At 63.8% G+C, this 19,409-nt stretch carries 19 protein-coding genes; 10 read left to right on the top strand and 9 right to left on the bottom strand.

Features of this window, described 5'->3' with window-relative positions:
• The first annotated feature begins 121 nt into the window (after positions 1-121).
• Genes ACX80X_RS02320 through ACX80X_RS02310 form a run of 3 tightly spaced genes read left to right on the top strand, consistent with a single transcriptional unit; the run spans position 122 to position 3,703 of the window.
• Positions 122-1,051 (top strand): ABC transporter permease, encoded by a 930-nt coding sequence (locus ACX80X_RS02320; protein ID WP_252598313.1) that lies wholly within the window; start codon positions 122-124, stop codon positions 1,049-1,051.
• The gene (locus tag ACX80X_RS02315; RefSeq protein WP_252598312.1) at positions 1,041-1,985 is read left to right on the top strand and encodes an ABC transporter permease; all 945 of its coding nucleotides are present in this window, start codon (positions 1,041-1,043) and stop codon (positions 1,983-1,985) included. Before ACX80X_RS02320 ends, ACX80X_RS02315 begins: the two co-directional genes overlap by 11 nt.
• Before the next feature lie 11 nt (positions 1,986-1,996).
• Positions 1,997-3,703 (top strand): dipeptide ABC transporter ATP-binding protein, encoded by a 1,707-nt coding sequence (locus ACX80X_RS02310; RefSeq protein WP_252598311.1) that lies wholly within the window; start codon positions 1,997-1,999, stop codon positions 3,701-3,703.
• A 67-nt stretch (positions 3,704-3,770) separates the two neighbouring features.
• Here ACX80X_RS02310 and ACX80X_RS02305 read toward each other — a convergent pair whose 3' ends face one another.
• Positions 3,771-4,625 (bottom strand): SGNH/GDSL hydrolase family protein, encoded by an 855-nt coding sequence (locus ACX80X_RS02305; protein WP_252598310.1) that lies wholly within the window; start codon positions 4,623-4,625, stop codon positions 3,771-3,773.
• Between the two features lie 270 nt (positions 4,626-4,895).
• On the opposite strand from ACX80X_RS02305, the gene typA reads away from it, so the two are divergent.
• On the top strand, positions 4,896-6,824 hold the full coding sequence (gene typA / locus ACX80X_RS02300; protein ID WP_058931842.1) for a translational GTPase TypA: 1,929 nt from the start codon (positions 4,896-4,898) through the stop codon (positions 6,822-6,824).
• 87 nt (positions 6,825-6,911) lie between these two features.
• Here the strand turns inward: typA and ACX80X_RS02295 are convergent, their stop codons facing one another.
• Positions 6,912-7,157: a putative acetyltransferase gene (locus ACX80X_RS02295; RefSeq protein WP_082575922.1), complete on the bottom strand. Its 246-nt coding sequence runs from the start codon at positions 7,155-7,157 to the stop codon at positions 6,912-6,914.
• A gap of 134 nt (positions 7,158-7,291) precedes the next feature.
• Here ACX80X_RS02295 and fdxA point away from each other — a divergent pair, with 134 nt between their 5' ends.
• The 3 genes from fdxA (at position 7,292) to ACX80X_RS02280 (ending at position 10,293) form a co-directional block, all read left to right on the top strand.
• On the top strand, positions 7,292-7,618 hold the full coding sequence (fdxA, locus tag ACX80X_RS02290; RefSeq protein WP_056344030.1) for a ferredoxin: 327 nt from the start codon (positions 7,292-7,294) through the stop codon (positions 7,616-7,618).
• Between the two features lie 13 nt (positions 7,619-7,631).
• Positions 7,632-8,780, top strand: coding sequence for a succinyldiaminopimelate transaminase (dapC, locus tag ACX80X_RS02285; RefSeq protein ID WP_256476732.1), 1,149 nt, complete (start codon positions 7,632-7,634; stop codon positions 8,778-8,780).
• A gap of 229 nt (positions 8,781-9,009) precedes the next feature.
• Positions 9,010-10,293, top strand: coding sequence for a citrate synthase (locus tag ACX80X_RS02280; protein ID WP_104062127.1), 1,284 nt, complete (start codon positions 9,010-9,012; stop codon positions 10,291-10,293).
• A 148-nt stretch (positions 10,294-10,441) separates the two neighbouring features.
• Here ACX80X_RS02280 and galE read toward each other — a convergent pair whose 3' ends face one another.
• Entirely contained in the window at positions 10,442-11,455 is a 1,014-nt protein-coding gene (gene galE, locus ACX80X_RS02275) for a UDP-glucose 4-epimerase GalE (protein ID WP_252598309.1), read from the bottom strand.
• Positions 11,456-11,519: 64 nt separating this feature from the next.
• Here galE and ACX80X_RS02270 point away from each other — a divergent pair, with 64 nt between their 5' ends.
• On the top strand, positions 11,520-12,131 hold the full coding sequence (locus ACX80X_RS02270; RefSeq protein WP_252598308.1) for a TetR/AcrR family transcriptional regulator: 612 nt from the start codon (positions 11,520-11,522) through the stop codon (positions 12,129-12,131).
• A gap of 94 nt (positions 12,132-12,225) precedes the next feature.
• Positions 12,226-12,837 carry a hypothetical protein gene (locus ACX80X_RS02265; protein ID WP_252598307.1) on the top strand — a complete coding sequence of 204 codons (612 nt, stop codon included), beginning with the start codon at positions 12,226-12,228 and terminating at the stop codon, positions 12,835-12,837.
• 25 nt (positions 12,838-12,862) lie between these two features.
• Here ACX80X_RS02265 and ACX80X_RS02260 read toward each other — a convergent pair whose 3' ends face one another.
• Together ACX80X_RS02260 and dapD are read right to left on the bottom strand one after the other, a co-directional pair.
• The gene (locus ACX80X_RS02260; RefSeq protein WP_374209918.1) at positions 12,863-13,720 is read right to left on the bottom strand and encodes a hypothetical protein; all 858 of its coding nucleotides are present in this window, start codon (positions 13,718-13,720) and stop codon (positions 12,863-12,865) included.
• A gap of 7 nt (positions 13,721-13,727) precedes the next feature.
• The gene (gene dapD, locus ACX80X_RS02255; protein ID WP_252598305.1) at positions 13,728-14,768 is read right to left on the bottom strand and encodes a 2,3,4,5-tetrahydropyridine-2,6-dicarboxylate N-succinyltransferase; all 1,041 of its coding nucleotides are present in this window, start codon (positions 14,766-14,768) and stop codon (positions 13,728-13,730) included.
• A 50-nt stretch (positions 14,769-14,818) separates the two neighbouring features.
• On the opposite strand from dapD, the gene dapE reads away from it, so the two are divergent.
• Positions 14,819-15,955, top strand: a complete 1,137-nt coding sequence (gene dapE / locus ACX80X_RS02250) for a succinyl-diaminopimelate desuccinylase (protein WP_252598304.1) — start codon at positions 14,819-14,821, stop codon at positions 15,953-15,955.
• A 62-nt stretch (positions 15,956-16,017) separates the two neighbouring features.
• On the opposite strand, the gene ACX80X_RS02245 is transcribed toward dapE, so the two are convergent.
• From ACX80X_RS02245 to ACX80X_RS02230, 4 genes are all read right to left on the bottom strand, one after another.
• The gene (locus ACX80X_RS02245) at positions 16,018-16,875 is read right to left on the bottom strand and encodes an amino acid ABC transporter permease (protein WP_104062134.1); all 858 of its coding nucleotides are present in this window, start codon (positions 16,873-16,875) and stop codon (positions 16,018-16,020) included.
• Positions 16,872-17,522: an amino acid ABC transporter permease gene (locus ACX80X_RS02240; RefSeq protein WP_056343998.1), complete on the bottom strand. Its 651-nt coding sequence runs from the start codon at positions 17,520-17,522 to the stop codon at positions 16,872-16,874. Before ACX80X_RS02240 ends, ACX80X_RS02245 begins: the two co-directional genes overlap by 4 nt.
• 95 nt (positions 17,523-17,617) lie before the next feature.
• Positions 17,618-18,505 carry a glutamate ABC transporter substrate-binding protein gene (locus tag ACX80X_RS02235; protein ID WP_252598303.1) on the bottom strand — a complete coding sequence of 296 codons (888 nt, stop codon included), beginning with the start codon at positions 18,503-18,505 and terminating at the stop codon, positions 17,618-17,620.
• A 73-nt stretch (positions 18,506-18,578) separates the two neighbouring features.
• Complete coding sequence (locus ACX80X_RS02230) at positions 18,579-19,334, bottom strand: amino acid ABC transporter ATP-binding protein (RefSeq protein ID WP_104062136.1); 756 nt, start codon at positions 19,332-19,334, stop codon at positions 18,579-18,581.
• Positions 19,335-19,409 lie beyond the last annotated feature (75 nt).

Below are 19,409 nucleotides of genomic sequence, written 5' to 3'. Positions count from 1 at the left end.
ATGATCTAACTTGCCGCCAGGCGAATGGGGGTCCGGCACAAAGCCGGGCCCCCATTGTCCTGCACGGCAGGAAGGCAAAAAATGAAACCCCTTTCTTCGCTCCCCGAAGGCCGGTGATCCAGTGGTCCGCTTTATCCTTCGCCGGCTCCTTCAGGCAATCCCCGTCTTCCTTGGCACCACCCTCTTGGTTTATTACATGGTCTTCGCCCTTCCCGGCGATCCCATTGCCGCGCTCTTCGGAGATCGCCAGCCCCCGCAGGCAGTCATCGATACCCTGCGCAGCCAGTACCACCTCGATGAACCGTTTTGGGTCCAGTATGGACTTTTCCTCCAGAACATTTTCACCTTTAACCTCGGCAACGACTTCACCGGCCAGCCGATTGCAGCCTCGTTAGCGAGGGTCTTTCCAGTGACGGCGATGTTGGCCATAGAGGCGCTGGCTATCCAAACCGTATTCGGCGTGGGTTTCGGCGTCTTTGCGGGACTGCGTCGTGGTGGCTGGTTTGATTCCACCGTGCTGGTGGCTTCGCTCGTGGTCATCGCAGTTCCCACCTTCGTTCTCGGCTTTGCTTTCCAGTTGGTCTTCGGAGTCCAATTGGGCTGGGCCAAACCGACCGTCGGCGCCAACGCCGATTGGGGCAATTTATTGCTGCCGGCAACGGTTCTGGGCCTGGTGTCGTTTGCCTACGTGCTCCGGCTGACGCGGGCATCCGTCAGCGAGAGCATGAATGCCGACTACGTGCGGACAGCTACCGCCAAGGGTCTTTCCCGGCCCCGCGTTGTGGTGGCGCACATCCTGCGCAACTCCCTTATCCCCGTCGTAACGTTCCTAGGCGCAGACCTCGGCGGTCTGATGGGCGGTGCGATTGTCACGGAAGCCATCTTCAATGTTCCGGGGGTAGGCAACAAGCTCTACCAAGCCACTTTGCGGACTGAAGGGCCCACCATTGTTTCTATAGTCAGCGTGCTGGTGCTGGTGTTCGTGGTCGCCAACCTGCTCGTTGATCTCCTGTACGCCTGGCTGGACCCGAGGATTCGTTATGACCAGTAGAGATACCCATTTTGTTGCACCCATAGATGAGACGCCGCTGCAGGCAACAGATGCCCTGAAGACGGATCAGGCACCACTGAGCCTTTGGGCTGACGCCTGGCGCAAGCTTCGCCGTCGTCCGTTGTTCATCATTTCGTCGCTGTTGATTCTGACTTTGATCATCATCGCGTTGTTCCCGAGCCTCCTGTCGACGGTGCCGCCGAACGATGACTGCCAACTAGGCAATTCCGAGGCCGGTCCAGCGCCCGGGCACCCATTCGGGTTTACGTTCCAGGGGTGCGACATCTATTCGAGGGTGGTCCACGGAACGCAGGCTTCGCTCTCGGTGGGCGTCCTGTCTGTGCTCTGCGTCGTGATCATCGGCGTGACGATTGGTGCGATCGCGGGTTACTACGGCGGCTGGGTAGATTCCGTCTTGGCCCGGCTCAGTGATATCTTCTTCGCCTTGCCTTTGGTCCTTGGCGCTCTGGTCATTACCCAGTTGCCCGCCTTCCGGGAGAACAAGAGCGTATGGACCGTGGTGGTGATTATTGCCTTGCTCGCGTGGCCGCAAATGGCACGCATGGCTCGCGGCGCGGTCATCGAGGTCCGAAATGCTGATTTTGTCACAGCCGCCCGCGCTCTGGGCGTGTCGAAGGTTGGGGCACTCTTGCGCCATGTCCTGCCGAACGCACTGGCGCCGATCATCGTTTTGGCAACTTTGGATCTGGGCATATTCATTGTTCTGGAGGCCACACTGTCGTTCCTAGGCATTGGGTTGCCGCAAAGCATTATGTCCTGGGGCAATGACATTGCGGGTGCGCAGTCGTCCATTCGGACGAAGCCGGAAATCATGCTTTACCCGGCAGCTGCCCTGTCCATTACAGTGCTCAGCTTCATCATGCTGGGTGACGCTGTGCGTGACGCTCTTGACCCGAAGAGCCGGCAGCGATGAGAGGCGAAAAGATGACGATTCCCGACGTTCGCGTCGACGAGGCAGGGTATTCAGGAACCAGTCCCCTTCTGGAAATCCGCGACCTTGCCATCACGTTCAAGACCAGCACTGGCGAGGTTCAGGCAGTCCGCAACGCCCACCTGACCATCATGCCCGGGGAGACAGTGGCCATCGTGGGGGAGTCCGGCTCCGGCAAATCCACAACAGCATTGGCCGCCATCGGCCTGCTGCCCACCAATGGTGCGGTGTCCGGCGGACAGATCCTGCTCGACGGTGAAGACATCGCCCATGCCACCGAGAAACGGATGATCGAGCTCCGCGGCAATACCATCGGCATGGTTCCGCAGGACCCGATGTCCAACCTGAATCCGGTCTGGAAGATCGGCTATCAGGTCAAGGAGACCCTCCGCGCGAACGGCCGCCCCAGTGGTCCGGACGACATCGCAAAGGTACTGGCTCAGGCGGGACTTCCGGATGCCCACCGGCGCGCCAAACAGTACCCGCATGAGTTCTCCGGCGGTATGCGCCAGCGCGCCCTCATTGCCATCGGACTCTCCTGCCAGCCGCGGCTCCTGATCGCGGATGAGCCGACGTCGGCACTGGATGTCACGGTCCAGCGACAGATCCTAGATCACCTGGACACCATGACCACGGAATTGGGCACCGCTGTGCTGCTGATCACCCATGACTTGGGGCTGGCGGCCGAGCGTGCGGACAAGGTGGTGGTCATGTACCGGGGGCAGGTTGTAGAGGCTGGACCGTCGCTGGAGTTGCTCCAGAATCCGCAGCATCCTTACACGAAACGGCTGGTTGAGTCTGCGCCTTCACTGGCGAGCCGCCGGATCCAGGTCGCCAAGGAACAGGGCGTGGAAGCGTCTGATCTTCTCGCCCCTGATGCGGAGGCGGCTGCCGCGGACCATGTCCTGGAGATCAGGGACTTGCGCAAGGTCTACAAGCTGCGGCAAGGGCTGGGGAAGTCGACGGATTTCGCAGCCGTGGACGGGGTCAGCTTCGACGTCGCGAGGGGAACCACTACTGCAATTGTGGGGGAGTCCGGCTCGGGCAAGTCCACCGTGGCAAAAATGGTGCTGCAGCTCGAAAAGCCGACCGATGGAAAGATTCTTTTCGACGGCGTCGACACCTCGCTGCTGAAAGCGTCGGAACTGTTCAAATTCCGGCGGCGGGTGCAGCCCATCTTCCAGGATCCTTACGGCTCGTTGGACCCGATGTACAACATCTTCCGTACCATCGAGGAGCCGTTGCGCGTCCATAGGATCGGCGACAAAGCGAGCCGGGAGAAGAAGGTCCGCCAACTGCTCGACCATGTGGCGCTGCCGCAATCAAGCATGCAGCGGTTCCCGAACGAGCTCTCCGGCGGCCAGCGCCAGCGCGTTGCCATTGCCCGTGCGCTGGCACTGGATCCGGAAGTGATCATCTGCGACGAAGCCGTGTCCGCGTTGGACGTACTGGTCCAGGCGCAGGTGCTGAACCTGCTCGCGGACCTGCAGGCCAACCTCGGGCTGACCTACCTCTTTATCACCCATGACCTGGCTGTGGTGCGGCAGATTGCCGACCACGTCTGTGTGATGGAAAAGGGCAAGCTGGTGGAGACCGGTTCCACGGACGACGTCTTCGAGTCCCCGCAGCAGGAGTACACGAAGGCGCTGCTCAACGCCATTCCCGGTGCGAAGCTGATGCTTCCGCCCGAAGTGGCCTGATCCGGCCGCAGCATCCCGGGTTAAGGATGGAGCCGGTGCCTTCAGGGCGCCGGCTCCATTCCTTTTTTCAGTCCGCTGGGGTGGCTTCGGAAGCTGCCACCGAGGCTGTTCCGTCCAGCGATGGGCCTTCGAGCCCCAGCTGCCTAAGCCTGGATCCAAGCAGCCCGCCCAGCGACCTGCGGCCTGCGGCATCCATGTGGACGGCATCTGCCAGGTTCTTCGCGAGGTTGTACTTCGACAGCCAGTCGCCCACGCCCACAAAGGGTATGCCGTTCCTGGCGGACACCGTGCCCAGCAGCGCGTCCACCTGGGTCCTCCGCCCGCCGCCATAGTTGGCGCCGCGGGCCAGGGTGCCTATCATGGCCATCCTGGCGCCTGGATAGCGTTCCCGGAGTGCCCCGATCAGGCGGTCGGCGTTGGCCACGATCTGGGCATCGGTGGCGCCGTGCGCGGCGTCGTTGCCGCCGCCCTGGATGACGATCAGCGCGGGCGTCCCGTACGGCAGTTTCCAGTCGCCGCGCTGCAAGGCGTCGATGTAGTTGCCCGTCTTGCCGTTGGACGCCACGAATCCCGTGCCGCCGAGCCCGCAGAAGTGGACCTTGTAACCAACGGCGGCAAGGCCAAGACGTGGCCACCCGTCAGTAGGTTCGGATTGGGAATCGCCTATGAGGAGGGCAGTGTGCCGCATGTCCGGCACCACCACCTCGTCACGCCCGCTGGCCGGGTTGCGGTACATAGAACCGGCAGGCAGGCTGATCGGATCGCCGCCGCGGGCCTGGTATGCGCCGGCCGCGGCCGCCTGCGCCGGGGATGGCACGCCGGAGTCCGGTGTTGCTGCTGGGGTCTGTCCGCAGCCGCCCAGGAGCGCGGCTACCGCGATTCCAGAGGCGACAAAGCGGGTCAGAGCCGAGGCTTTTCGCATCAGGGATTCTCCGGGCTTGCTGTGGCTATCACAGCAATGATGGTGCACCAAGTCACAAAAATCCAGTGAGCTTGGTCACTCTTTGGGCCGTGGCGCGCCGGAATTTCCCACCGGCCGGACTGGGCCGATCCGAGATTTTTAGGCCAACAATAGGCTCAGCGTTTAGAATGAGGGAAGGAGCCCTGTGTTATTGGGCTAATCCATCGTGCGTTCCGGTTGGAAATGTCGCGAAACAACAGCTGACTTCACCACTGAATCGAGCAATCACGCATGTCTGAAACCACCACCAACACCGCGGTAGCCACTGCATCACGCAGTGACCTCCGCAACGTCGCGATCGTGGCCCACGTTGACCACGGCAAGACCACTCTGGTCGACGCCATGCTCAAGCAGACCAACTCCTTTGCCGAACACAACCACCTCGAAGACCGCGTCATGGACTCCGGTGACCTGGAACGCGAAAAGGGCATCACCATCCTGGCCAAAAACACCACCGTGGCCTACAACGGACCGTCCTCCAACGGTGAAACCATCACCATCAACGTCATCGACACCCCCGGCCACGCCGACTTCGGCGGCGAAGTAGAGCGCGGCCTGTCCATGGTGGACGGCGTTGTACTCCTCGTGGACGCTTCCGAGGGCCCGCTGCCCCAGACCCGCTTTGTGCTGCGCAAGGCCCTGGCCGCGCACCTGCCGGTGATCCTCCTCGTCAACAAGACCGACCGCCCCGACGCCCGCATCGAGGAAGTTGTCCACGAGTCGATGGACCTCCTCCTGGGCCTCGCCTCGGACCTCGCCGACGAAGTTCCGGACCTGGACCTGGACAAGATCCTTGAAGTGCCGGTCGTCTATGCAGCAGCGAAGGTAGGCCGCGCCTCCCTGGACCAGCCCGCCGACGGCTCCGCTCCGGACAATGAGGACCTTGAGCCGCTGTTCAAGACCATCATCGAGCACATCCCGGCTCCGACGTACAACCCGAACGGCGTGCTCCAGGCACACGTCACCAACCTGGACGCCTCCCCGTTCCTGGGCCGTCTTGCCCTGCTGCGCATCTACAACGGCACCCTGCGCAAGGGCCAGACCGTTGCCTGGGCCCGCGCCAACGGCGAGCTCAAGAACGTCAAGATCACCGAACTGCTGGCCACCAAGGCACTGGACCGTGTTCCCACCGAGTCTGCAGGTCCGGGCGAAATCGTCGCCGTCGCCGGCATCGAGGAAATCACCATTGGTGAGACCCTGACCGATGTCGACAACCCGCAGCCGCTGCCCCTGATCACCGTGGACGATCCCGCGATCTCCATGACCATCGGTATCAACACCTCGCCGCTGGCCGGCAGGGTCAAGGGCGCCAAGGTCACGGCCCGCCAGGTGAAAGACCGCCTGGACAAGGAACTGATCGGTAACGTCTCCATCAAGGTTCTCCCCACCGAGCGTCCCGACGCCTGGGAAGTCCAGGGCCGTGGCGAGCTCGCGCTGGCCATCCTGGTCGAGCAGATGCGCCGTGAAGGCTTCGAACTGACTGTCGGCAAGCCGCAGGTTGTCACCCGGACCGTGGACGGCAAGATCCACGAGCCGATGGAACACATGACCATCGACGTGCCGGAAGAGTACCTCGGCGCCGTCACCCAGCTGATGGCCGCCCGCAAGGGCCGCATGACCAACATGGCCAACCACGGCACCGGCTGGTGCCGCATGGAGTTCATCGTTCCGGCCCGTGGCCTGATCGGGTTCCGCACCAAGTTCCTCACGGACACCCGCGGCGCCGGTATCGCAGCCTCCATCTCCGAGGGCTACGAGCCCTGGGCCGGCCCGATCGAGTACCGCACCAACGGTTCGATGGTGGCCGACCGCGCCGGCGTTGTGACGCCGTTCGCCATGATCAACCTGCAGGAACGTGGCTCCTTCTTCGTTCGTCCCACCTCCGAGGTTTACGAAGGCCAGATCGTCGGCGAGAACTCCCGCGCCGACGACATGGACGTCAACATCACCAAGGAAAAGAAGCTCACCAACATGCGTGCCGCTTCCTCGGACACCTTCGAGAACCTGACGCCCCCGCGCGACCTGACCCTCGAAGAGTCCCTCGAATTCGCCCGCGAAGACGAGTGCGTCGAGGTCACCCCGGAGTCCATCCGCATCCGGAAGCTCATCCTGGACGTCAACCAGCGCGCCAAGTCCACCCGGGCACGCGCCAAGGCCTAGTCCCAAATAGCACGTCACTGAAGCTGCCGGTACGGCAGGCGGGAATCCCGCCGTCGTGCCGGCGGCTTCCTTTGTGTCAGGAAAGCGTCAGTTGCGGACGCGAGCGGGGCGCCGCTCCGGCGCCGGCGGCACTTCCTTGGCAGCCACCACCAGGTCCAAGGGGATCACGACGTCGGCCTTCCGTGTGCGGACTGTGCAGCCGCCGTCGTCAGTGGCCACCAGATGCCCCAGGGCGTCCGTCAGGCCGCCGTCGATCCGGTAGCGGACTACAACCCGTGTTCCGGGCGGGGCGGTGGCCAGAAATTCTCGGGGCGTAGGCTGGGCGGGACTCACCAGTTCATACTAAGGCGGCCGGCTAGGTTCGCGTGGACGGGCTGGGAGATAATAGGCTCAGAAGTCAATAGTCCGGCCGGTGCCGGATTCAAGTGCCGGCCACTGCCGGGAAATATCGTGGAGAGGCAAGGGACGTGACGTACGTAATCGCGCAGCCGTGTGTAGATGTCAAGGACAAGGCATGTATCGAGGAATGCCCCGTTGACTGCATCTATGAGGGTGAGCGTTCCTTGTACATCCACCCCGATGAGTGTGTCGACTGTGGTGCCTGCGAGCCGGTATGCCCGGTGGAAGCCATCTACTACGAGGATGACACCCCCGAAGAGTGGGCTGACTACTACAAGGCCAACGTCGAATTCTTCGATGACCTTGGCTCGCCCGGTGGCGCCGCCAAGGTGGGCAACACGGGCAAGGATCACCCGATGATCGCCGCCCTGCCGCTGCAGAACCAAGACCACTGAGCCGGGCATCGCGTTGACCGCTGCCGTGAACAGCTTTGGCCTGAGCCTTCCCGACTACCCGTGGGAGGCCATGGCACCGTACCTGGCCAAAGCCTCTGAGCACCCCGGCGGGGCCGTGAACCTGTCGATCGGCACGCCAGTCGACCCCACTCCCGCTGTGATCCAGGATGCCCTCAGGGCCGCCGCGGACGCCCCGGGATACCCCACGGTCCACGGCACCGTTCCGTTGCGGGAAGCCATTGCGGCGTGGTTCGAGCGGCGCCGCGGCGTCCCCGGCCTGGACCCTAAGAACATTATGCCCACCGTCGGCTCCAAGGAGCTGGTGGCGTGGCTGCCGCTCCTGCTCGGGCTGAAGCCGGGCGACGTCGTCGTCCGCCCCAAGGTTGCCTACCCCACCTATGACATCGGGGCTACTTTCGCTGGCGTCACCTCCGTCGCTACCGACCACCTCGACGAGTTGGACCATGCCACCCGCGCACGCGTGCGGCTGATCTGGGTAAACTCCCCGGGCAACCCCACCGGAAGCGTCAGGGATGTTGAGTCCCTTAAAGCGCTTGTGGCGCAGGCCCGCGAACTGGGCGCCGTGGTGGCCTCGGACGAGTGCTACGCCGAACTCGGGTGGGGCGCGTGGGACACACAGCGCGGCGGCGAGCCCGTGCCCAGCATCCTGGATCCGCGCGTTTCCGGCGGGTCCCACGAGAGCCTTCTGGCCGTGTACTCGCTGAGCAAGCAGTCCAACGTGGCAGGTTACCGCGCAGCGTTTGTGGCCGGTGACCCGGCCATCATGGCCAACCTCGTCAACAGCCGCAAGCATGCCGGCATGATCGTCCCCTACCCGGTGCAGGAAGCAATGCGGGTTGCGTTGGGCGAGGACACCCACGTCCAGGCCCAGAAGGACCTCTACCGCGGACGCCGGGAGCGCCTGGTGCCGGCTTTGCAGGGCTTCGGGCTGGAGATCAAGGATTCCGACGCCGGACTGTACCTTTGGTCCACCGCGGGAGAGAGCACCTGGGACACCGTGGCCCGGCTTGCTGAGCGAGGCATCGTGGTGGGGCCAGGCGTCTTTTACGGCGAAGCCGGCAACGGGTTTGTGCGTGTCGCATTGACGGGCACTGATGAACGGATTGACGCCGCAGTGGCCAGACTGGCCACGGCGCCGTAACAATCATGTGACTCGCACCACAAAGGCGGCATTTTACGGGGGTTTCGCACGCCTCCGATTAGTGACACCCGCAAACGGGCGGTACTTTTTAAGTGACTATCAATGGTGGCTTTCTACAAGAAGGCAGCCCGGGTGTTGGATTCCTGGATGAACAGGGTCACTGCCACGGCTCACCGGATGTTGGATCAAGCTTTCGACAGAGGCCCACGCGCCTCATGAAGGGGACTCCATGACTGAGACCAACAGCGCAACCCTGCACCATGCAGGAGGCGAGCTCAAGCTCCCGCGCATCCAGGTTGTTGAAGGAAACGAAGGCTACGACGTTTCCAAGCTGCTCAAGCAGACGGGCGCAGTCACCTTTGACCCCGGCTTCATGAACACCGCAGCAACCACGTCCGCAATTACCTACATCGACGGCGATGCCGGCATCCTGCGTTACCGCGGGTACCCCATCGAACAGCTGGCGCAGCACTCCAGCTTCCTTGAGGTGTCCTACCTGCTGATCTACGGCAACCTGCCGACACCCACGGAACTGGAAGCCTTCGACCAGCGTATCCGTCACCACACGCTGCTGCACGAAGAGCTCAAGGGCTTCTTCAGCGGTTTCCCGCGTGATGCCCACCCGATGCCTGTGCTCTCTTCGGCCGTGTCGGCGCTGTCCACGTTCTACCAGGACTCGCTGGATCCGTTCAACGCTGAGCAGGTAGAAGTCTCCACGTACCGGCTGCTGGCCAAGATGCCGGTCATCGCCGCCTACGCCCTGAAGAAGAGCATCGGCCAGCCCATGCTGTACCCCGACAACTCCCACAACCTCGTGGAGAACTTCCTCCGCCTCAGCTTCGGCCTGCCGGCCGAGCAGTACGAAGTGGACCCGGTCATCGCCAAGGCGCTGGACCTTCTCCTCATCCTGCACGCTGACCACGAGCAGAACTGTTCCACCTCCACCGTGCGCCTGGTGGGCTCCTCCAACGCCAACCTCTTCGCCTCGGTGTCAGCCGGCATCAACGCCCTCTTCGGTCCCGCCCACGGCGGCGCCAACGAGGCAGTGCTGAAGATGCTCCGCCAGATCCAGGCCGACGGCACCAAGCCCGAGGACTACATGGAGAAGGTCAAGAACAAGGAAGACGGCGTCCGCCTCATGGGCTTCGGACACCGCGTCTACAAGAACTACGATCCGCGTGCCAAGATCGTCAAGGCCACGGCCCACGAAATCCTCACCAAGCTCGGCGGCAACGACGAACTGCTCGAGATCGCCATGCGCCTCGAAGAGAAGGCGCTGAACGACGACTACTTCATCCAGCGCAAGCTCTACCCGAACGTGGACTTCTACACCGGCCTGATATACAAGGCCATGGGCTTCCCGGAGAAGATGTTCACCGTACTGTTCGCAATCGGCCGCCTGCCGGGCTGGATCGCCCAATGGCGTGAAATGATCAGCGACCCGAACACCAAGATCGGCCGCCCGCGCCAGCTGTACATCGGCGAACCCGAGCGCGACTACCCGGTCCGCTAAGCCGGCCCTGACTAAATAACGACGGCGGCCGGTCACCTTCTTCGCGAAGGTGGCCGGCCGCCGTCGTACTCTCATCGATTGCTCCGTAAACGCCGTTTTGAGCGTCCTAAAGGGCCGTTACGGAGCGATCGATGGGGAGCAACCGATGCTAGGAGGTGTAACCCAGGGGGTTGTTCTTCTGCCAGCGCCAGTGGTCCTCGCACATCTGGTCCACGGTCTTCGTGGTGGACCAGCTCAGGTCGGCCAGGGCGGAGGTGGCGTCGGCCCAGAAGGCCGGGAGGTCGCCCGCGCGGCGACCGGTGATCTCGTAGGGGATGGGCTGGCCCACGGCCTTCTCGAAGGATCGCAGGACCTCCAGCACGGAGGAGCCCTTCCCGGAGCCAAGGTTCCAGCGGTAGACGCCTGAGCGGTCCGCCACGTGGTTGAGGGCTGCCACGTGGCCTTCGGCGAGGTCGACGACGTGGATGTAGTCCCGCAGGCAGGTGCCGTCAGGGGTGTCGTAGTCCCCGCCGAACACCATGAGCTTGTCGCGGCGTCCCACGGCCACCTGGGCGATGAAGGGCACCAGGTTGTTGGGGATGCCCTGCGGGTCCTCGCCGATGCGGCCGGACGGGTGTGCGCCCACCGGGTTGAAGTAGCGCAGCAGGGCAATGTGCCAACGCGTGTCAGCGGCGCCCAGATCGGCGAGGATGTCCTCGATCTGTTCCTTGGTGCGGCCGTAGGGGTTGTTGGCGCCAATCTCCATCTTTTCCACGTAGGGGATGGGATTGTGCTCGCCGTACACTGTGGCGGAGGAGCTGAAGACGATGGAGCGGACGTCGTGGCGGTCCATCACCCGGATCAGGTTCAGCGTGCCCACAAGGTTGTTGTAGTAGTACTTGAGCGGTTCGCGGACCGACTCACCAACCGCCTTGAGCCCGGCAAAGTGGATCACGGCGTCGATCGTGTGGGCGGCAAAGACGCCTTCCACTGCGGCTTCGTCCACCAGGTCCACCTTGTGGAATTCGGCGGTCTTGCCGCTGAGTTCGGCAACCCGGCGCAGTGACTCCTCGCTGGAGTTCACCAGGTTATCGATCACCACCACATCGTGGCCGGCTTCCTGCAGGGACAAGACTGTGTGCGAACCGATGTACCCGGTGCCACCTGTGACCAGAATTTTCATGCCTCCACGCTATCCCAATTCCGCGGATGCGTGGATTTAAGCACGGGTGTGCTAAATAATAGGAGTGCCCAAAATTGTTGATGCCGAAACCCGGCGCGCAGAAATCGTTGAAGCGGTCTTTAGGATCATCGCCGTCGACGGCCTCGAGCGGGCCTCACTGCGGGAGGTGGCGGACGAAGCAGGCCTCGCCGTTGGCTCCGTCCGGCACTATTTTGCCGGCAGTGAAGAACTGCTCAGCCATTCCTTTGCCGCCGTTGTGGACCGGATCACGGGCCGGCTCACCGCGGCATTGCCGGCGATGGCCGCCAGCAAACCCGGGACCGGCCCGCATCGTGAGGCGGTTTTAACCCTGCTGGGTGAATTTCTGCCGCTCGACGAGGAGCGGGCCGTGGACGCCTGCGTGTGGATGGCCTTCAAAAACGCGGCCAGGATCCGTCCTTTCCTCGCAGCCGAGGCGGATCGGAGCCACCGGGAGGTGGCAGCCGTCGTCGGGCAGGTCATCACGGGCCTGGTACCGGACGACGGCGACGGGCAGCAGTCGCTGGCCGTCGAGGCGGAGAGGCTGTTGGCTACGCTGGACGGGCTGTGCATGCACGCCCTCCTGCAGCCCGCCTGGATGACGGCACAGATGTGCCACGACGTCCTGGACCGGCACCTGAAGAGCCTGGCCGCCTGACATTACCGTCCGGTGGCAACCGGAATAGACTGGGAGCCGGGGGAGCGGAACCGGCTGGTCAGGCCGGTACAGGCAGGCCACAGGAGGAGTAGGGATGCATCACACAGGTGGTTCCGGCTGGCAGATCACCACGGATACGTCCGGGCCTCTGATGATCGCGCTCTTCGTCCGTGATGCGGCAGGACTCGACGGCGCCGGCCACCCCGCGTTGTCGCATGCCGCGCCGAAGATCCGCCATGCAGACCACTCGCACCTCACCGCCGACGTCGGCGGGCAGAGTGCGCTCAAGACCGAATGGGAGGCCTGGTGGGAGCAGCTGCTGAGGGCACACCCCCAGACGTCACCGGAGCTGTCCCCTCCGGATTTTGGGGAATTCGGGAATTCCCCGGCCCTCCAGCGTGTCCTGCAGGCGCATTTCGGGTCCGCGCTGACCTGGGCACGGGAGCGCCGCAGCGAGTACGTCCGGCTGGAAGCCGAACGGGTGGCCAGCGGTTCGGACCAGCTGTTGGGCGACATGGTGGATGACCGCCTGCTGGAGGTGGGCCGGGGGTCACGGGACTTCACCCTGACCATCATCGAACTGCCGCTGAACGAACAGCGGGCGTGGTACCTGGAGCCGGACAAGATCATCATGAGCCATAACCTCATGTCCGCGCCGGAGCTCTTCCGCAGCTACGTCCAGCCCGTGGTGGACATCCTGGTCTGAGGCGGGGCGGTCAGCATCCGGGCCGTCAGCTGCCGGTGCCGGCCGGTGCAACTGTAATGCGGACCTGTCCGGCGGGCGCGTCGGATTTTTGCCAGCCGCCCTGATCCTCACGGTCCCAGCTCCGGCCTGCAACGTCCACGCGCGTCACCGCCAGGCCCTTGGCATTGGCAACTGCCCACTGCGCCACGGACCAGGCCTGGCTGCCGTCAGCTGCCACCACGAGCGAATCATTCTCCGTGGTGATGGCGAGCGGCCCGAACGCCTGGGCTAGCTCGGATTCGACGGCGGCGGGGATGCCCGGTTCCTGCGGGGCACGCAAAGTGCACAGCAGCGAGGCGGGCGCCTGGCCGGTCAGGCCGGACGCGAAGGACCGGCCCATATCTTCGTGTTGGGCGTACGCGAGGGGGTAGGCCGAGCGCTGGACACGCTGGGCGGCGTCGGTGATTTCCAGGGACTCGTAGCCGGGAACCTTGACCAGGGCATCGTAGAAAGCATTGGCAGCGTAGTACGGGTCCATCACCTGGGCCTCGGTTCCCCACCCCTGCGAGGGACGTTGCTGGAAGAGTCCACGGGAGTCAGGGCCGGCCTGGTCGCCATGGGCGATGTTGCGCAGCTTGGATTCCTGCATGGCGGTGGCAAGGGCGATGCTGGCTGCCCGGGGAGGCAGCCCGCGCTGCACCGCCACCGCTGTAATCAGTGAGGCATTAACCGCCTGGTCCGTTGCAAGCTCTGCGCTTTGGGTCCCGACGTCGGCCGTGCAGCGCTCCGGGACCAGGGTTTCGGAGCGCTGCAGGAAGGAGACCGCTGTGTAGATGCCGGCGCCCGCCAGCGCCAGGGTAAGCAGCAGCACGGTGGGGCGAACGAAACTGCGTCCACGTGCCACCGACGGGTCAGTTGGCGTGGAGGGCGTCGTTGAGTTCCACCGTCTGGCCCTTGCGCGGCAGCGCCTCGACGGCGCCGGTGGTGGAGTTGCGCCGGAACAGGAGGTTGGGGACGCCGGACAGCTCGGCTGCCTTCACGATCTTGGCGGTGTCCTCGCCATTCTCGTCCTTGGGCCCGGGAACGAGCACACGGGTTCCAGCGGTGACGTAGAGGCCTGCCTCCACCACGGAGTCATCGCCGACGCTGATGCCGACGCCGGAGTTGGCGCCCAGCAGGACGCGCTCACCGATGACGATCTTTTCCTTGCCGCCCCCGGAGAGTGTGCCCATGATCGACGCGCCGCCTCCCACGTCGCTGCCGTCGCCGGCGACGACGCCGGCGGAGATGCGGCCTTCCACCATGGAGGCGCCCAGGGTGCCGGCGTTGAAGTTCACAAAGCCTTCGTGCATCACGGTGGTGCCTTCGGCGAGGTGGGCACCGAGACGGACACGGTCGGCGTCGGCGATCCGGACGCCGGCGGGCACCACATAGTCCACCATGCGGGGGAACTTGTCCACGCCGTAGACGGTGACGGCACCACGGCGGCGAAGTTTGGCGCGGGTCAGTTCGAAGCCTTCCACCGCGGCGGGGCCGAAGTTGGTCCACACCACGTTGGGCAGCTTGCCGAAGATGCCGTCCAGGTTGATCGTGTTGGGCCGGACCAGCCGGTGGGAAAGCAGGTGCAGCCGGAGGTACGCGTCTGCAGTGTCAGCCGGAGCTTCGTCAAGGTTGATCTGGACGAAGACCACTTTCTGCTCGGTCCCGCGGTCAGCGTCTGTGCCGCTCGCGGCGAGCTGGACCAGGGTTTCGTCCGCATTCTCCACGGCGCGCAGGTTTTCGGCCGCAACGCCCAGCGCGGGCGCGGGGAACCAGACGTCAAGGACGGTGGCTTCGGCATTTTCCCCGCCCGTTGCGGTGGCGATGGTTGCCAAGCCGAAGCCGTAGGCGGAGCGGGCTTCGGAAGTTGCGTTCTGGTCTTTGGGCGCGGCGGAGGTAGCGGTCTCAGTCATGGCCCCAGTCTACCGAGAGGCGGGCACCGGGTTCGAACTAGACTGGCAACGTGACTGCCGAAACCGCCCCTGAATCGATCACCGTGCCTTTGGACCTCCGCCAGGACGTCTCCGTGCTGACCGCCGCCCTGATGGACATCAACAGTGTCTCCGGGAATGAGACGGAACTGGCGGACGCTGTCGAAGTGGCTCTGCGGGCCATCCCGGAACTCCAGGTGGTCCGCGACGGTGACGCCATCATCGCGCGCACGGAACTCGGCAGGGCGGAACGCGTCATCCTCGCCGGACACCTGGACACAGTGCCGCTGCCGGTTACTGAAGGCGCGCGCGGTACCGTCCCGTCCACCTGGGATTCGGGTGTCCCCGGGGAGGGCGTGCTCTACGGACGAGGAGCCACGGACATGAAGGGCGGTGTCGCCGTGCAGCTCGCGCTGGCGGCCACAATGTTCGACGGCGGCGGGGCGCCCCAGCGGGACGTCACCTTCGTGTTCTACGACCATGAGGAAGTGGAAGCGGTCAAGAGCGGACTGGGCCGCCTGGTCCGCAACCACGGCAGCCTCCTGGGCGGCGATTTTGCCATCCTCCTGGAGCCGACCCATGGCACCGTCGAGGGTGGCTGCAACGGCACCAGCCGCTTTGAGGCCACCACGGTGGGCGAGGCAGCACACTCTGCCCGTGCGTGGATGGGCAGCAACGCCATCCACGCGGCGGCACCCATCCTGGCCCGGCTGGCAGCCTACGAGCCGCGGACCATCAACGTGGACGGCCTCGACTACCGCGAGAGCCTCAACGCCGTGAAGATCAACGGCGGCACGGCCGGCAACGTCATCCCGGACCGCTGCGTCGTCGAAATCAACTACCGCTTCGCCCCCGACAAGACGCCGGACCAGGCGGAGGCGCATGTGCGCGAACTGTTGGCGGGCTTCGCTGTGGTCCGCACCGACGCCGCCGCCGGTGCGCGCCCGGGACTGAACCACCCGGCCGCCGCGTCCTTCGTGGCCGCCGTCGGAGCCGAGCCGAAACCGAAATACGGCTGGACCGACGTCGCGCGTTTCAGCGAACTGGGGATCCCGGCAGTGAACTTCGGCCCCGGCGATCCGCTGCTGGCCCACAAGGACAACGAGCACGTCGACGCCGACGCCATCCGGGAATGCCTGCGGGCGCTTCGGAGTTGGCTCGCGGCGTAAGCCTGCACGCAGAAGGGTCCGCAGCCTGCAGGCTGCGGACCCTTCTGCGTGTGTGGATGTGGCTACTTGGATTCGCGTACATCCGGTAGTTCCGGTGCGACCACAGCGGTTGGCGCTTTGGCAACACCGCCTGCCGTCTTCGTGGAACCGCGGCGCTCGATCCAGATTGCGAGCCGGGAAACGCAGATGTTGATCACAATGTAGATGGCGGCAGCCACAAAGAAGATGGGGAACAGGAACGCGTTCCCGAGGAAGTCCGCCATGACCTGCACTGCGCGCAGAAGTTCGCCGTACGCCACGATGTAGCCCAGGGAGGTGTCCTTCAGGAGCACCACGAGTTGGGCAACCAGCGACGGCATCATACGGCGGACAGCCTGCGGCAGCTCGATGAGCATCCGGGACTGGAAGCTGGTCAGGCCGATGGTCAGGCCCGCCTCCCGCTGTCCCTTCGGCAGTGATTGGATGCCGGCCCGGATGATCTCCGCGAAGATAGCGGTGTTGTAGAGGACGAGCCCGGCCACCACCGCGACGAAGGAACTCGTCCCGAACACCAGCAGGACGAAGAGCATCATCAGCACAACCGGCATGCCGCGCAGGAACTCCAGGACCACGCGGGCGGGAATCCGGATCCAGGCGACCAGCGAGATGCGCAGCAGGCAGAACATCAGGCCGAGGGGAAACGCGATCACTGCGGCGAGGGCGGCGGCGGTGAGCGTTGCGCCGAGGCCATTGGCGAGCAGCGTCCAGACGTCGCCCCGGGTGAAGATCGCCCAGCGGCGACCTTCAAAAATGCCCTGCTGGGCGAGAGTCATGCCAATCCATGCCAGAAGGCCCAGGATCAGCACGGTTCCAACCACGGAACCGATCAGCGAGACCCGGCGCGCTTTGGGGCCGGGAACGTCGTAGAGGACTGAAGTCATCGGGCAATCGCCACCTTTCGTTCCACGGTGCTGGCAAGGATGCCCAGCGGAATGGTGAGGAGCAGATAGAAGAACGCGACGCCGAGCAGTACTGCCATGACCTGGTCACCGTTGGCGTTGGCCATTTGGCGGCCGTAGCCGAACAGTTCCAGGACAAAGAACGCGCCGGCGACGGAAGAGTTCTTGACGAGGGCAATCAGGATGTTGATCAGCGGCGGGATCACGGTCCGAAGCGCCTGCGGCAGGATGATGAGATTCAGGACCTGGCCGAAGTTCATGCCGATGCTGCGCGCGGCCTCAGCCTGGCCGAGCGGGACGCTGTTAACGCCTGAGCGGACGGCTTCAGCGATGAAGGCCGCTGTATAGGCGCTGAGGGCGATGATCGCTGCGACCTCGAACTGCTGGAAGGTCACGCCGAGGCGGGGCAGGACGATCGCTGCGAAGAAGAAGGCAATGGTCAGTGGGGTGTTCCGGAGGATTTCCACGTAGACGGTGCTGAATCCCCGGAGGGCCGCAACGGGGGAAACTCGGGCTGCTGCCAGGAGTGTTCCGAGGATAAGGGCGATGATGCCGGAGACGACGGACAGGAAAAGGGTGCGGAGAAGGCCTTCCCAATAAAGGGGCAGGTTTTCAATGATGACTTCCATAGGATCCTTCGGCTCTGGGCGTAGGGGGTCAAAAAGCAGGCCGGCGGCTTCCGGGGAACGCGGTCAACGAATTCCCCGGAAGCCGCCGTGGCTACCTAGTAGCGCTTGATGGCGGGAAGTTCAGGGGCGGTCTTGATGACCGAACCTGCGGTTGCTTCCCAGGCCTTCTTGTAGGACCCGTCCTTGCCAAACGCCTCGAGCTGGTCGTTGATCCAGTTGCGGAATTCGGTGTCGTCCTTCTTCAGGCCAATGCCGTACGGCTCTTTGGTGAAGGTTTGATCCGACGCCAGCTTGAAGGCATCCGGTTCCTTGTCCACAAAGCCGGCCAGGATCACGTTGTCCGTGGTGATCGCTTCGACCTGCTTGTTGCGCAGCGGCTCAAGGCAGGCGGAGTAGGTGGCTGCCGGCACGAGCTCGGCCTTGTACTTGTCCACGATTGTCGCGGCAGGGGTGGAACCGGTGACGGAGCACACCTTCTTGCCTGCGACGTCCTCAGGCTTGGTGATGGACGTGTTGTCCTTGTTCACCATCAGCGCCTGGCCGGCCTCGTAGTACGGGCCCGCGAAGCTGACAACCTGCTTGCGCTTGTCATTGATCGTGTAGGTGGCGATGACAATATCCACCTTGCCCTGCTCGATGAAGGGTTCGCGGTTGGCTGAGACAGTCTCTGACCATTCGATCTTGTCCGCGGCGATGCCCAGCTTGGCTGCGATCAGCTTGCCCATCTCGACGTCGAAGCCTACCGGCTTGCCGTCCAGGCCCACCTGGCCGAAGAGCGGCTGGTCGTACTTTGTGCCGATCTTGATGGTGCCTGCGGCGGACAGCTTGGCCATGGTGGTGCCGGCGGCAAACGTCGGCTTGTCGGCAACAGTGGGATCGCTGGTGGTGCCGGGGGTGGTGCCGCCGCATGCGCTGAGGGACAACGCCAGGGCAGCAGTAGCCGCCACGAAGAACGACTTCCGGCGGGTCATAAATGCCTTCATGACATTCCTTTCATTGGTCGGCCGTGGGTCACGGCCTGGGTGCGAACTGGAGTGTGTGTTCGTTGATGGAAAATCAGTGGGTGAGCAGCTTGGACAGGAAGTCCTTCGCTCGGTCACTCTTCGGGTTGGTGAAGAATTCTTCCGGCTTGGCATCCTCCACGATCTGGCCATCCGCCATGAAAACCACACGGTCGGCGGCTTTCCGGGCGAAACCCATTTCGTGCGTGACCACAACCATGGTCATGCCTTCCTTGGCCAGCTGGATCATGACGTCAAGGACCTCGTTGATCATCTCGGGGTCCAGCGCAGAGGTGGGCTCATCAAAGAGCATGACCTTTGGTTTCATCGCCAGGGCGCGGGCGATGGCCACGCGTTGCTGCTGGCCGCCGGAGAGCTGCGCCGGGAGTTTGGGGGCCTGGTGCCCCACGCCCACGCGCTCCAGCAATGCCATGGCTTCCTTGTCCGCCTGGGCCTTGGCAACGCCTTTGACTTTGATGGGACCAAGCGTCACGTTCTCAAGGATGGTCTTGTGCGCGAAGAGGTTGAAGGACTGAAAGACCATCCCGACGTCGGCGCGGAGCTGGGCCAGCTCCTTCCCCTCCTCCGGCAACACCTTTCCATCAATGCTGATGGTGCCGCCTTCGATGGTTTCCAGACGGTTGATGGCACGGCACAACGTGGACTTTCCTGAGCCTGACGGGCCAATGACCACCACCACTTCGCCCTTACGGACGTGGAGATTGATGTCCTTCAAAACGTGCAACTGACCGTAATGCTTATTCACACCATTCAGGGAGACGAGCGCATCGCCGGGCACATGAGTAGTCATAAAGAAGAATCTAGCGAACATTGGCTGGTTATGAGGTGAATCACGCCAAGTTCGCGCGGATCGTGATTCAAGAGA

Source organism: Pseudarthrobacter sp. MDT3-1 (assembly GCF_054510755.1).
The sequence above is the reverse complement of the archived record's forward strand: the minus strand, read 5'-3'. Positions and strand labels throughout refer to the sequence as shown.